Annotated in this window: 11 protein-coding genes and 1 pseudogene; 4 read left to right on the top strand and 8 right to left on the bottom strand. The window is 71.3% G+C overall.

Going from position 1 to position 13,900, the window contains the following annotated elements; translation table 11 throughout:
* Positions 1-4 precede the first annotated feature (4 nt).
* From G412_RS0132275 to G412_RS0132260, 4 genes are read right to left on the bottom strand one after another with little or no spacing between them, the layout of a single operon-like run.
* Positions 5-457 (bottom strand): GNAT family N-acetyltransferase, encoded by a 453-nt coding sequence (locus G412_RS0132275; RefSeq protein ID WP_028815648.1) that lies wholly within the window; start codon positions 455-457, stop codon positions 5-7.
* The gene (locus G412_RS0132270) at positions 454-1,953 is read right to left on the bottom strand and encodes a tripartite tricarboxylate transporter permease (protein ID WP_028815647.1); all 1,500 of its coding nucleotides are present in this window, start codon (positions 1,951-1,953) and stop codon (positions 454-456) included. The genes G412_RS0132275 and G412_RS0132270 overlap by 4 nt, the downstream gene beginning before the upstream one ends.
* A 3-nt stretch (positions 1,954-1,956) precedes the next feature.
* Positions 1,957-2,484: a tripartite tricarboxylate transporter TctB family protein gene (locus G412_RS0132265; protein WP_028815646.1), complete on the bottom strand. Its 528-nt coding sequence runs from the start codon at positions 2,482-2,484 to the stop codon at positions 1,957-1,959.
* Complete coding sequence (locus G412_RS0132260) at positions 2,481-3,464, bottom strand: Bug family tripartite tricarboxylate transporter substrate binding protein (RefSeq protein WP_028815645.1); 984 nt, start codon at positions 3,462-3,464, stop codon at positions 2,481-2,483. The genes G412_RS0132265 and G412_RS0132260 overlap by 4 nt, the downstream gene beginning before the upstream one ends.
* A 160-nt stretch (positions 3,465-3,624) precedes the next feature.
* Here G412_RS0132260 and G412_RS0132255 point away from each other — a divergent pair, with 160 nt between their 5' ends.
* The 3 genes from G412_RS0132255 to G412_RS0132245 all read left to right on the top strand — a co-directional run bounded on the left by G412_RS0132255 (position 3,625) and on the right by G412_RS0132245 (position 6,151).
* Entirely contained in the window at positions 3,625-4,320 is a 696-nt protein-coding gene (locus G412_RS0132255) for a response regulator (RefSeq protein ID WP_028815644.1), read from the top strand.
* A gap of 40 nt (positions 4,321-4,360) precedes the next feature.
* Positions 4,361-4,735 (top strand): hypothetical protein, encoded by a 375-nt coding sequence (locus tag G412_RS37005; protein WP_157839226.1) that lies wholly within the window; start codon positions 4,361-4,363, stop codon positions 4,733-4,735.
* A gap of 384 nt (positions 4,736-5,119) precedes the next feature.
* Entirely contained in the window at positions 5,120-6,151 is a 1,032-nt protein-coding gene (locus tag G412_RS0132245) for a lytic polysaccharide monooxygenase (RefSeq protein WP_028815643.1), read from the top strand.
* A gap of 127 nt (positions 6,152-6,278) precedes the next feature.
* Here the strand turns inward: G412_RS0132245 and G412_RS37000 are convergent.
* The 4 genes and pseudogenes from G412_RS37000 to G412_RS0132225 form a co-directional block, all read right to left on the bottom strand.
* A pseudogene (locus G412_RS37000) lies at positions 6,279-7,092 on the bottom strand (LLM class flavin-dependent oxidoreductase); the annotation flags it as partial.
* 16 nt (positions 7,093-7,108) lie between these two features.
* Positions 7,109-7,987 (bottom strand): esterase/lipase family protein, encoded by an 879-nt coding sequence (locus G412_RS0132235; protein ID WP_028815642.1) that lies wholly within the window; start codon positions 7,985-7,987, stop codon positions 7,109-7,111.
* A gap of 165 nt (positions 7,988-8,152) precedes the next feature.
* The gene (locus tag G412_RS0132230; RefSeq protein ID WP_028815641.1) at positions 8,153-9,130 is read right to left on the bottom strand and encodes a DNA polymerase Y family protein; all 978 of its coding nucleotides are present in this window, start codon (positions 9,128-9,130) and stop codon (positions 8,153-8,155) included.
* Entirely contained in the window at positions 9,127-12,609 is a 3,483-nt protein-coding gene (locus G412_RS0132225) for a DNA polymerase III subunit alpha (RefSeq protein WP_028815640.1), read from the bottom strand. Before G412_RS0132225 ends, G412_RS0132230 begins: the two co-directional genes overlap by 4 nt.
* A 159-nt stretch (positions 12,610-12,768) precedes the next feature.
* On the opposite strand from G412_RS0132225, the gene G412_RS0132220 reads away from it, so the two are divergent.
* Entirely contained in the window at positions 12,769-13,791 is a 1,023-nt protein-coding gene (locus G412_RS0132220; RefSeq protein ID WP_028815639.1) for a membrane protein, read from the top strand.
* Positions 13,792-13,900 lie beyond the last annotated feature (109 nt).

Genomic DNA, 13,900 nt, shown 5'->3' with positions numbered 1-13,900 from the left:
ACGATCACGCCGACAGCGGCTTGCGGTAGTGGAAGCGGTCGTACACGCCCTCCACGCGCCGCTCCACCATCTCGTAGCCGTACCGCTCGTACAGCTTCTGGTTCTCCCACATCTTCGCGTTCGTCAGCAGCCGCACCTCGGTCAGGCGGAGCGAGAGCGCGTAGGCCTCGACGAAGGCGAGCAGGCGGCGGCCGGTCCCCGTGCCCTGGGCGTCGGGGTGGACCGCGACGGAGTCCAGCCAGAGGTGATCCTCGTGCGGGACGAGGACCAGGACACCCACGACCGGGTCGCCCGTGACGAACACCCGCCCCGCCGCGACGTTCGCGCCGTGATCGGCCTCCATCGGGGCCGGTACGACGCCGATCCGTTCGATGTAGTGGTGGTAGGCCGCGTCGGTCACGGCCTTCACCCTCGGTACGTCGGCGGAGGTGGCGGGGCGGATGGTCGCGGTTGTCATACCGACACGTTACGACGGCCGCGCATCACCACTTTCTTCAGCCAGGGCCACGCCAGCAGGATCACGATCACGGCGTAAACCGTCACCGAGAAGGGGGTGTTGACCAGACCCGTCACGCTTCCGTCGCTGATCTGGAGCGCCCGCCGCAACTGCTGCTCCGCCGCCGGGCCGAGGATCACGCCGATCACCGCCGGCAGCACCGGGAGCCCGTACCGCCGCATGCCGAACCCGATCAGGCCGATGACGAGCAGGATCACCAGGTCCAGTGCCTCGCCGCCCACCGCGTACGCGCCGACCGCCGCGAAGAAGAGGATCCCCGCGTAGAGGTACGGACGCGGGATGCGCAGCAGCTTCGCCCAGAGGGGCGCCAGCGGCAGGTTGAGCAGGAGCAGCAGCACCATGCCGACGAAGAGCGAGGCGATCAGGCCCCACACCAGATCGGGTTCGCGCTCGAAGAGCAGCGGTCCTGGCTGGATGCCGTACTGCTGGAAGGCGGCCAGCATGACGGCGGCGACGGCCGTCGTCGGCAGGCCCAGCGTCAGCATCGAGACGAGGGTGCCCGCGGCGGAGGCCGAGGCCGCCGACTCCGGACCGGCCACGCCCTCGATGGCGCCCTTCCCGAACTCCTCCTTGTGCCGCGAGAGGCGCTTTTCGGTGACGTACGAGAGGAACGTCGGGATTTCCGCGCCACCGGCCGGGATCGCCCCGAACGGGAAGCCGATCAGCGGACCGCGCAGCCAGGACTTCCAGGTGCGCTTGACGTCCGCCTTGCCCAGCCACGGGCGGCCGACCGGAATGGGCTCTGCCACCGCGCGCCGCAGGTGCGCGGCCACCCACAGCGCCTCGCCGATCGCGAAGAGGCCGACCGCGACGATCACCACGTCGATGCCGTCGGCGAGCTGGAGCGAGCCGAAGGTGAGGCGCTGCTGGCCGGTCATCTGGTCGAGGCCGACCAGGCCGATGGTCAGGCCGATCAGGAGCGATGCCGCGCCTCGGATGCGGGACGATCCGAGTACGGACGTCACGGCGATGAAGGCCAGCACCATGATGGCGAAGTAGTCCGGCGCGCCGATGTCAACGGCGAGGGAAGCTACCGTCGGGGCCAGCGCCACCAGCAGGATCGTGCCGATCATGCCGCCCGCGAAGTGGCCGATGGCGGCGGCCGCCAGCGCCTGCGCGCCGCGCCCCGCCTTCGCCATCGGGTTGCCTTCGATGGCCGCGACCACGGCCGCGCTCTCACCCGGGGTGTTGAGCAGGATCGACGTCGTCGAGCCGCCGAACATCGCGCCGTAGTAGATGCCCGCGAACATGATGAAGGCGCCGGTGGGTTCGAGACCGTACGTCACTGGCAACAGCAGGGCCACCGCCATCGCGGGGCCGATGCCGGGCAGTACGCCGATGGCCGTGCCGAGCAGGACGCCTATCGCGGCCCAGAGCAGGTTGATCGGTGTGAGGGCCGTACCGAAGCCGTCGAGAAGGGAGTTGAGGGAGTCCATGACTCAGAGCACCTCCATCAGGGGGCCACCGGGGAGCGGGACTCCGAGCAGGTTGTTGAAGACGAAGAAGGTGAGGAGGGAGAGGCCGGCCGCGATGAGCGGGTCGCGGTCGTAGTGGCGGCTGCCCAGGGCGTACGCCGATCCCCAGAAGAGCAGGGCCCCGGAGATGGGGAAGCCGAGCGGGTCGATGAGGACCGCGTTGCCGAGGAAGACTCCGGCGAGGAGCAGGACCGTACGCCAGTCACTCGGCTCACTCAGATCGATGTCCTCGCCGCCCTCGGCCTCACCGCGGCCGCCGCGCAGGACGTCGGCGGCGAGGAGTACGGCGACGAGCAGCAGGGCGATTCCGACGACGACCGGGACGGTCCTGGGGCCGACGGGGCCTCGCTGGGTGATGTCGACGTCCATGGTGAGGGCGTCGGTGAGGACGAGGACGCCGAGCAGCAACAGCAGTACGCTGACGCCGATCTCGGAGTGCTCGCGCAGCCAGGACCGGGGCCTGCGGGCGGGGGTTTCGGTTCCGGTGGTCACAGCCCCAGCTCCTTCAGCACCGAGTCCACGCTCTTGTCCTGCTCGTCCAGGAAGTCGCCGAACTTCTCCCCGGTCAGGAACGCGTCGTCCCAGCCGTTCTTCTTCATCGACTCCTGCCATTCGGGCGAGGCGTGCAGTTTCTCGACGAGCGTGACGAGCTTGTCGCGCTCGGCGTCGGTCAGTCCTGGCGGCGCGACGATGCCGCGCCAGTTGGTGAAGTCCGTGTCGAGGCCCGCCTCGCGCAGGGTGGGGGCGTCGAGGCCCTTCACGCGCTGGGGACCGGTGACGGCGAGGAGCCGCAGCTCGCCCGACTTGATCTGGTCGAGGTATTCGCCGACGCCCGAGACGCCGAAGGCGACCTTGTTGCCCAGGATGGAGGCGAGCAGCTCGCCGCCGCCGTCGAAGGGGATGTAGTTGACGGTCTTCGGCTCGATGCCCGCGGCCTTCGCCATCAGCATGGGGGCGAGGTGGTCGGGCCCGCCGGGTGAGGAGCCGCCGCCGACGGGGAGTTTGGCGGGGTTCTTCTTCCAGGCGGCGAGGAGGTCGTCGATGGTCTTGTACGGGGAGTCCTTGGCGACGACGACGATGTCCTGCTCCTCGGTGAGCCGGGCGATCGGCGTCGTGTCACCGAGGGTCTTGGGTGACTTGTTGGTGTGTACGGCGCCGACGACTCCGAGGCCCATCGACATGGCGAGCTTGCCGTTGCCGTGTTCGCCGACGAGCCGGGTCAGGCCCACGGTGCCGCCGGCGCCCGGCAGGTTGAACACCTCGATGTTGTGGGTGAGCCCGGCGTCCTCGGCGTTCTTCGCGGCCGTGCGGGCCGTGATGTCGTAACCGCCGCCGGGTGTGTTGGGAACCATGAAGCGCAGGCCGGGGATCTGCGTGCCGGTGTCGGCGCCGCTGCCTGTGGTGAGCAGCGGCGGCCCCACCAGTACCAGCAGTGCCGCCCCGAGCAGGGCGAGGGGAGTGCGCATGCGCACCTGGGCCACCACCTGTCCGTTTGAACGTGTGAGACGTGTGAACTGGGAATTCACGGAAACTTGTGAAGTGGCCCACATGTTGCCCGCGTGTTAACAAGCTGTCGCCCTTCCGCAATCAACGGACGTTGTGGTCGTTGTGGTCGGGACCTAGCCTTGCGCGGTGACCAAGGTGCTGGTGGTGGACGACGACTTCATGGTCGCCAAGCTGCACAGCCGCTGCGTGTCCGCGATGGACGGATTTACGGTCGTCGCGGTGGCGCACAGCGGCGCCGAGGCGCTGCGTGCCGCCGAGCGACTGCGACCCGATCTGATCCTGCTCGACGTATATCTGCCCGATATGGACGGGATCAGTGTGCTGCGCGAACTGCGCGCGGCGGAGGAGCGGGCCGAGGGCAGGCACACCGTGGACGCGCTGGTCATCACGGCGGCACGGGATGCGCAGGTCATCAGGGCGGCGCTGCGGGCGGGCGCGCTGCACTACCTGATCAAGCCGTTCAACCAGGCGGCTCTGCAGGAGCAGCTGCGGCATGTGGCGTCGATGCGTACCCGCTTCGACGAGCTCGCCGAGCAGGGCGAGGTGCGCCAGGCGGACGTCGACCAGATCTTCGGGACCCGCCCGCCGGGCTCGCGCGAGCTGCCGAAGGGCCTCGCGGCGCACACGGCGGACCTGGTGGAGCGCACGTTGCGCGAGCACCCCGAGGGCCTGTCCGCCACCGAGTGCGCCGAGTCGGGGTCGCTGTCACGCGTCAGCTCGCGCCGCTATCTGGAGTACTTCGCGGATACGGGCCGCGCCGAGGTGACGCTGCGGTACGGCGGAACGGGGCGGCCGGAGCGGCGCTACCGGTGGGTCCGCTGATCAGCCAATCGCCCATGCGGTGATTTGGCGCGCCCTCTGTGTGAGCCTTCCGTGCTGGCGGCTGCGCGGCAGGTCGGTGCCGCTCTTCGCCGCAGGCGTGTTCCTCTTCTGGGCGGTCACGCTGGCCGCCTGGGACGTGGGTGAGCGCGACGCCAAGCTGCATGCCGGCAATGTGCTCCACTGGACCAGGGTCCTCAGTACCGAATCCCTCAGCCTGCCTACCGGATCGATCGTGGAGCAGGATCTCGGAGAGGGCCTGCGCCATCGCTACCGCTACACGGGGCTGCGGCTCCTGATCGAGCGAAACGGCCGCTATTACGTCGTACCGGTCAACTGGAACGCCAAGACGGATTCGATCTGGGTCATCCGCGAGAGCGAGAACACCTGGATCGGGCTGATGCCGGGTGTGCAATGACGGGAAGCACGTCCGGGCCCGTCCTGGTGGCTCCCTGATGGTGCGACCGGCCCGTTTTCCCAGGTCACTGGGTGGCGCGAGTCCACTTCGCCCTCATGGTGACGCGTGGCGAAGGGTGGCGCGCGAAGAGGGGCGGCTCGGGAGGGACGTGGCCTCTTGTGGCCCCGGCTTCCTGAGCCCCTTCTTAGTCTCGCCTTAAAGCCACCATAAAGATCGCCGCGCACCGCCGTCAGCAGCGGGTTTCGCCGGTTGTTGGGGCTAGCGTGCTGATCGCCGGGGCGGGGTTCAGTCCGTCGGCGCCGCTGGTTTCGGGGGGCTGCGCCGCCGGACTCGATCTCCGCCCCCGTACCCCCACATGCTCCCCCTCGCAAGGAGAACGTCCCGATGACCGCTCGTCGCCGTCGTACCGCAGCCTCGATCGCCACCCTCGGCATCGCGCCACTCGCGCTGACCGCCCTGTCCGCCGTTCCGGCTTCCGCCCACGGTTCGATGACGGACCCGGTCTCCCGCGTGTCGGCCTGTTATGCGGAGGGCCCGGAGAGTCCCGACTCGGCGGCGTGCAAGGCGGCCGTCGCGGCCGACGGTGTGCAGGCTCTTTACGACTGGAACGCGGTCAACATCGCGAACGCCGCCGGGAAGCACAAGCAGCTGATCCCGGACGGCAAGCTGTGCAGCGCCGGCAACGACAAGTACAAGGGCCTGGACCTGCCGCGCGCCGACTGGCCGTCGTCGAAGCTCGCCGCCGGCAAGCACACCTTCCGCTACAAGGGCACCGCCCCGCACAGGGGGTCGTTCGCGCTGTACATCACCAAGGACGGCTACGACCCGACGAAGCCGCTGAAGTGGTCCGACCTGGAGGCCAAGCCGTTCGCCGACGTCACGGACCCGAAGATGGAGAACGGCGACTACGTCTTCGAGGGCACCGTCCCCAACAAGTCGGGCCGTCACCTCGTCTACAGCGTCTGGCAGCGCTCGGACAGCCCCGAGGCCTTCTACACCTGCTCCGACGTGGTCTTCGGCAAGGACACCGGCGGCTCGGACACCGCCCCGGCACCGGTCGCGTCCGCGCCCACCGAGGAGGACATCGCGGACGGCGCCGACGAGTCGTCCGTGGAGCACAACGGGCACGGTGACAACGACAACAAGACCGGCGCGGAGGTGACGGCCCCGGCCGCCGGCGGCCAGGACGACGCGGGCCGGGAAGAGGCCGACGAGGCCGCCGAGGAGCCCGCCGCCAACGCGCCGGAGGCGAACGTCGACGCCGCGCGGCCGGCCGCCGCTGCCGCCGGCGAGAACCTGGCCGAGACCGGTGGCGACAGCACCACCTCGTACATCGCGATCGGCGGCGCCACCGCGCTCGCCATCGGTGCCGCGGTGCTGTTCGGCTCGGTCCGCCGCAAGGCCTCCCGCCGCTGACCCGGCCCGTATGACCGCTGCCGCCCCCATCCTGTTTCCCGACTGGGGGCGGCAGCCCATGTCAGACCCGGCTCTCGGGCCAGCCCTCGGACCCAGCTTTCGGGCCGCCCGGCTCTCGGACCCGCTCTCACGCCCAGGCGGGCATGATCCGCTCGTGGATGAGCCGCAGTTGAGTGTCCACGTCCGCGATGCCGTCCAGCTCCCTCCCCGTGAACGCCTTCACGAGGCTGTGGTCCGTGATCGCGCAGATCATGTGGTTGACGCCGCTCGGCTCGATCTCGCGGCGGATCTTCTCCAGGCACTCCTCGGGCGTACCGGACACCGACAGTTTGCCGGCCACCTCCGGCGAGGTCAGTTCGATGCCCCTGGCCAGGTCGCCGCCCGCGATGGCGTCGATGACCGGCTTGAGTTCGGCCGGATCCACGCCGTTGCGCCGCAGTTGCTCCTCGGGCATCGAGGAGGCGTAGATGCCGACCATGGAACGGGCGGCCTCCTTCGCCTGCGCCGAGTCGGGTCCGGTCGCGAAGACGACCCAGGCGCCGATGTCCAGGCTCCGCCAGTCCTTGCCGGCGCGCTCGGCGCCGGCGCGGATGTGGCCGACGGCGTAGTCGTACGCCTCCCGCGTGTAGCTGAGCGCGTGGTGGCAGCCGTCCGACAGCTCCCCCGCCGCCTCGAACGACTTCGGCCCGCGCATCGCGCCCAGCTTGACGGGCAGCCGCTCCTGGACGGGGCGGGCGAAGGTGAAGAGCCCGTCGTACGAGAAGAATTCACCGTCGTACGTGATCGTGCCGTCGTCCAGCAGGGTACGGACGACCTTCAGCGCCTCCTTCGTACGGGACAGCGGCCTGATGCCCGCCCAGTCGATCCCCGACGCGGATACGGCTGGTCTGCCCGGCCGCGGCGGCGAAGAACAGCCACATGTCCTTGTGCCAGGTATCGTCGGGGGTTTCCCCGCGGTCAGCCGGTGGCTGACGCGCAGGTGGTCGGGGTGGCCCGGCCCGGGTCGAGGGCGTTGGCCACCTCATGGAACGCGATCCGGTCGAACAGGCCTATCGCCACATGCTCCGAGAGGTCAACGGGGCACAGGTCCTGGAGCAGGACGTTCCGCACGCCGGGCCCGTCGAGGAACTGCGAGCGGTACGGCGTGACGACCTGGTCGTACCGGGTGGCGATGACCGTGTAGCGAACCCCCGGAACGGTGTCGCCGCCCTCGTTGAGCCTGGTCAGGAAGGCGGACCCGGCGATCTGGTCGGCGAGGGACGGCGTCTTGGTGGTCAGCAGGTGGCCGACGCCGGGGAAGTGGGGCAGGAGTTTCGTCAGCCCCAGCAGCGTGGTGCCGTGATGGTCGGGTGCGAGGCCGATCAGGGCGTTCACCTCGTCGGCTCCGCCGAGGAACTTGAGGTAGTGACGCGGCATCATGCCGCCCTGGGAGTGGCCCACGAGATCGGCCTTGGGGGCGCCGGTGGTGGCGAGCACCATGTCGACGAAGGTGTCGAGCTGCTGCGCCGACTTGTCGATCGGGCCGAGGCCGTGGAAGAACGGCACGTCGGGGAGTTGCCCGTAGTCGAGGGAGAAGACGCAGTAGCCCCGCTTGACCAGGTACGGGGCGAGGCCGAGCCAGTTGTCGACGGAGTTCCCGAAGGTGCCGTGGACGAGGACGACCGGGCGGGGGTGGGCGGCGGACGGCTTGCAGGAGTAGTCGTTCCACCCGCTGGTGGGGGCCGGGGTGGTGGGGGCCGGGGAGGTGGCGTTCGCCGTGGCGGCGGGGGTGAGGGTGGCGGCGAGGGCCAGGAGCAGGGCGGCGGCCGGTCTGAGGGCGCATTTCCAGGGCAGCATCGGGTGATCTCCTTGCGGCTCAAGGGGAAAGGGCGGCGTGATCCGGATCACACAGATGCCGTGCTGCCGCTAAATTACGCGCGAGTAGGTGAAGAGTGAAGTGACGCGTCGGCACAAATTGACGAAGAGTCAGTCAGGGGGCGGGGCTGCCTGACGGGGAATCCGTCAAGCCGCCAGCGATCCCGGTACGACCGCCCCCGGACCGAACCTCGCCCGCGCCCGGTCCGCCACCGCCTCGATCCGGCGCGCCTTGTCGTCCGCCGGGTCGAACGTCAGCTGGTGCGTGGCCCGTTCCGCCGGAGTCAGCCCCTCCGCGCGCAGTGCGACGGCGCGCACCCTGGCCCGTTGCAGGCCGAGCGACGCGTAGAGCCCGTACGCCGTGGCGGTCAGCGCGGCCGAGTGGGCCGTCGGCTCCGCCATGGTCCGGGTGCGGGTGGTGGTGGAACGGTCGGCGTAGCGCACGGTGAGGGCCAGCGAGCGGCACACCTGTCCCTCGCCGCGCAGTCTGACCCCCACCTCCTGCGCGAGGGAGAGCAGGGCGCGGCGGTGACGGACCGGGTCCAGTTCGTCGCGGTCGAAGCGCCGTTCGGCGGCGAGCGAGCGGGAGGCGGCGTTCGGGACGACCGGCGTACGGTCGATGCCACGCGCCCTCTCCTGGAGTTCGCGCCCCACTCGCGCGCCGACGATCCGCTGGAGGGCGGCGAGCGGCGCGGCGGCGACCTTGCCGACGGTGTCGAGCCCGTACGCGCACAGGGCGCGGGCGGTCGCGGGACCGACGCCGTCCAGCGAGGCGACCGGTTTGCGGCCGAGGTACGCGGCGATGGCTTCCGGGTCGCCGGGTACGGCCAGGGTCTTCCCCGGCGGCGCGTCCTGCGCGGCGGTCCTGGCCAGCAGGGGATTGGCGCCCACGCCGATCGTGCAGTCGGCGCCGCAGTGCGCGAGGGTGCGTACCCGCAGCAGGGCGGCGAGCCCGGCCGCGTCCTGCCCGAAGTACCGTTCGGCGCCCCGGACATCGACGAGCGCGCCGTCGGGCGGAAGCGCCTGGACGACCGGGGTGATGTCCTCGATCAGCCCGAGCAGGGTGGGGAGCGCGGCCTCGGGCAGCTCGGCCCCCGCGGTGTGGAAGCGTACGTAAAGGATCATCCCGCGCTCCCCGGACTCGAATGCCACAGCTTGCGGCCGGTCGGTACGCCTTCGCCCGCGGGCTGGAGGTCCGCCCAGGGGTTCATCTCGTAGCCGGTGGGGAGGTGGATGCGCCGGCCGTCTTCCCCGCCCTCCGCTTCCTGCGCGGGCTCGGCCGGGCCCGGCGTCGCCAGCCGCTCCGCGACCGCGTCGAGTCCGCCCGTACGCCGCAGTTCCACGAGCTCCGCGAGGTTCCAGGCCGCCGACCCGACCACGCTGAGGCTGCGCGGCCCGCGCCGCTGCACCACTCCGCGCACGAGCAGCAGCCAGGAGTGGAAGACGGTGTGCGCGCACGCCGCGTGGCTGTCGTCGAAGAAGGCGAGGTCGACCAGGCCCGTACCGTCGTCGAGGGTCGTGAAGATGACCCGTCGCCCCGAGCGGACCGGTGGCGTCTGGGTGGCGGCCTTGGCGCCCGCGACCAGGACGGTCTGCCCGTGTTCGGCCATCCGCAGCCGCTTGGCGGAGGTCGCGCCCAGCTCCTTGAGGAAGGTGTAGTGGTCGGTCATCAGGTGGCGGGAGGCGTCCATGCCGAGGACGCCGAGCTCGGCGCTGAGCCGCTCCGTTTCGCTGAGGTCCGGGAGTCCGGCCGGGGCCGTCCGTTGTCCCTCGCCGAGGGAGAGCTGTCCGCCGGATATGCCGGAAGTCCGCTGCGCCGCGCGGAGTTCGGACAGGTGGAGCAGCAGGTCGCGGCGGTTGGCGCCGAACGCGTCCAGGGCGCCCACCTGCGCGAGCCGTTCGGCGACGGGCCGGCTCGGGTGGGCCCGCTGCCACAGGTCGAGCAGTGAGGAGTAGGGCCGACCCGCCACGATCCGTGCGGTTTCGGCCTCGCTGATGCCGTAGACGTCCGCGAGCCCGAGGCGGATGCCCCACACCTCTTTGGCGCCCTTCATCCCCTTTCCGCCAGACACCAGTTCGATCTGATGAGCGGCCGCCGACCGGTTCACGTCCAGCGGCAGCACGGGCACGCCGCGCCGCCGCGCGTCCGCGAGCAGCAGCCGCTTCGGGTACATGCCGGGGTCGTGCGTGAGCAGTCCGGCGTAGAAGGCCGCGGGGTGATGGGCCTTCAGCCACGCCGACTGGTACGTCGGCACGGCGAAGGCGACCGCGTGCGCCTTGCAGAAGCCGTACGACCCGAACGCCTCGACGATCTCCCAGGTACGGGCGGTCACTTCGGGCGAGTAACCGCGCTGCCGCGTCCGCTCCGCGAACCACGCCCGGATCTGCGCCTGGAGCTCCGGGTCGGAGAGCCCGCGCCGCATCTGGTCCGCCTCGCCCCGGTCACAGCCGGTCATGATCCGCAGGATCTCGATGATCTGCTCGTGGAAGACGACCACGCCGTACGTCTCCCGCAGCGCCTCCTCCAGGTCCGGATGCGGGTAGCGGGCGGGCGCGCGGCCGTGCCTGGCCTCGATGAAGGGCCGCACCATGTCGGCCGCGACGGGCCCCGGCCTGAACAGCGAGATGTCGACGACCAGATCACCGAAGGTCGCGGGCTGGAGCCTGCCGACCAGATCGCGCTGGCCCGGCGACTCGATCTGGAAGCAGCCGAGCGTCTCGGTCGAGCGGATCAGTTCGTACGTCGCCGGGTCGCCCTGCGGCACCTGCCGCGGGTCGTCGAGGTCGAGCGTCACGTCCGCCGCCCGCCGCAGCTCCGCGACCGCGTGCGCCATGGCCGACTGCATCCGTACGCCGAGCACGTCGAGCTTGAGCAGCCCGAGTTCCTCCACGTCGTCCTTGTCGAACTGCGACATGGGGAAACCCTCGCCGCTGGTGGGCATGACGGGCGTACGGCGCAGCAGCGAGGCGTCGGAGAGCAGCACCCCGCACGGGTGCATGGCGATCCCGCGCGGCAGCGCGTCCAGCGCCTCGACGAGCTCCCACATCCTCCCGTGCCGGCCCTGCCCGGCGGCGACCTCGCGCAGTTCGGGCAGTTCCTCCATGGCGGCGCGGGCGTCGCGCGCCCGGATGTGGGGGAACGCCTTGGCGATACGGTCCACCTCGGCCGGGTCCATGGAGAGTGCGGCGCCCACGTCCCGTACGGCGTGCCGCACCCGGTACGTCTCGGGCATGGCGACGGTCGCGACCCGCTCGGCGCCGAAGCGGCCGATGATCGCGCGGTAGACCTCCAGGCGGCGGGCGGACTCGACGTCGATGTCGATGTCGGGCAGCGCGGAGCGCCGTTTGGACAGGAAGCGCTCCATCAGCAGGCCGTGTTCGACGGGATCGGCGTGCGCGATGCCGATGAGGTGGTTGACGAGGGAACCGGCGCCGGAGCCGCGCGCGGCGACCCTGACGCCCATGTTCTTCACGTCGTCGACGACGCCGGCCACGGTGAGGAAGTAGGAGGCGAAGCCGTGGTGGGCGATGATGTCCAGCTCGTGGTGCATCCGCTGCCAGTACGCACGGGCCCGCGGCCCGCGGTCGTAACCGCGCAGCACCATGCCCGCGGCGGCCCGCGACTCCAGCACGCGCTGCGCGGTGCGCCGCCCCGCGCCGACGAGATGCGGTTCGGGGAAGTGGACGGTGCCGAGCCCGAGGTCGTCCTCGGGGTCGACGCGGCAGGCGGCGGCGGTCTCCTCGGTCAGGGTCAGCAGCCGGCGGGCGGCGTCCTGGCGGTACCCGGCGGCCTCGGCGACCAGCTCGGCGATACACGCCATCTCAGCCGCGCCCTTGAGCGAACGCTCGCCGCTGTCGAGGGGCCCGCGCGGGTCGATGGGTACGAGTCTGCGGGCCGCGTCGAGTACGTCGGCGACCGGCCCGAGACCGGGGTCGGCGTACCGGACGGCGTTGGTGAGAACAGGAGCCACGCCCTGTTCGGCGGCGAGGCCGAGGGTGCGGGCGGCCAGGCGCAGCGAGCCGGGGCCCGTGCCCGTACGGCCGTGGTGGACGACTTCGAGGCGCAGGGCGTCGCCGTAGATCTCCCGCCAGGGCGCGAGCAGGGTGGCGGCCCGGTCGGGGCGGCCGGCGGCCAGCGCCCTGCCGACGTCGGAGCCGGGGCCGAGCAGCACGGTGAGTCCGTCGCCGTGATTCTGCTCCCATTCCAGGACGGGGTTACGCCCGCCGGCGGTGTGGGCGGCGCTGATCAGCCGGCAGAGGTCCGCCCAGCCGGCGGCGCCGTTCCGGGCGAGGAAGGTGGCGCGGGGTGCGGACTCGTCGACGAAGGCTCCGCCGCGTACCGGCGTGCGCACGCGCTGCGTACGTCCTTCTTCGCGGGTACGGCCGGCCGGCCCCAGCGCCAGCTCCGCGCCGAAGAGCGGCCGTATGCCCGCCTTCGCGCAGGCCTTGGCGAAGCGGACCGTGCCGGCGACGGTGTCCCGGTCGGTGAGGGCGAGGGCGTCCATGCCGTGTTCGGCGGCCCGCCCGGCCAGCCGCTCGGGGTGGGAGGCGCCGTAACGCAGGGAGAACCCGGAAACGGTGTGCAGGTGCGTGAACGCGGGCATCGCACCTCCTGAATCCCGTGAATCCCCTGAATCAATCCTGTCTCACCTCCCCCATCTCCACCATAGACCAAGTTTCGAACGTGCGTGCGATAGCCGTCTCCTCAGCCATTCGGACCGGCCCCACCTGCGCGAACTCCCCAGGCCGCCGAGCGTGGGGGCATGACCTTCCTCGACGAGGTGAAGACCGCCGTCACGCCACGGGCCGCGCTGCTCGTCATCGGTGTGCTGGCGCTGCAGCTGCTGTTCATCGCGTCGTACGTGGGAGCACTGCACAATCCGAAGCCGAAGGACGTCCCCTTCGCCGTCGTCGCGCCCGAGCAGTCGGCCGGGCAGCTCGTGGACCAGCTCGGCGCCCTGCCCGGCACACCGCTGGATCCCCGTACGGTCGCGGACGAGGCCACCGCGCGCCGGCAGATCATGAACCGGCAGATCGACGGCGCCCTGATCGTCGACCCGGCCTCCAAGACCGACACCCTGCTGGTCGCCTCCGGTGGCGGCACCGTGCTGTCCTCGGCCCTGACCACGCTCGCCACCAGGGTCGAGGCGGCCCAGCAGCGGGAGGTGCGGACGGTGGACGTGGCCCCGGCCTCCGCCCAGGACTTCGACGGGCTCTCCGCCTTCTACCTGGTCGTGGGGTGGTGCGTCGGCGGCTACCTCTGCGCCTCGATCCTGGCGATCAGCGCGGGGTCCCGGCCCGCCAACGGACAGCGGGCGGTGATCAGGCTCGGCGCCATGGCGCTGTACGCGATCGCGGGCGGCATCGGCGGCGCGGTCATCGTCGGCCCGCTCCTCGGCGCGCTGCCCGGCAGCGTCATGGCGCTGTGGGGCCTCGGCGCCCTGGTGGTCTTCGCCGTCGGCGCGATCACGCTCGCGCTCCAGGCGCTCACCGGAATCGTGGGCATCGGCCTGGCGGTCCTGCTCGTAGTGATCGCGGGCAATCCGAGCGCGGGCGGCGCGTTCCCGCTGCCGATGCTGCCGCCGTTCTGGGAGGCGATCGGCCCTGCCCTGCCGCCGGGGGCGGGCACGTGGGTGGCGCGCTCGATCGCGTACTTCGAGGGGAACGCGGTCCTGGGACCGTTCATCGTCCTCGCCGGGTGGGCGGTCGCGGGCAGCGCGATCACCCTGGCGATGGCCTCACTGCGCAGGCCGCCCGACTCCGATTCGCACCCGGTCGGGGCCTAGGCGACCGCTGGGCGCGACCCGGCCCGTCCGGAAAAAGGCCCCGCCCGGCACGCACGCACGCGCACCCGACGGGGCCTCCGGTCAGCCGGCCGGCCAGGACCGGCCAGGA

It is taken from the genome of Streptomyces flavidovirens DSM 40150 (genome assembly GCF_000429085.1).
GTDB classification, from domain to species: Bacteria; Actinomycetota; Actinomycetes; order Streptomycetales; family Streptomycetaceae; genus Streptomyces; species Streptomyces flavidovirens.
This window is presented reverse-complemented; position numbering and strand designations above follow the sequence as displayed.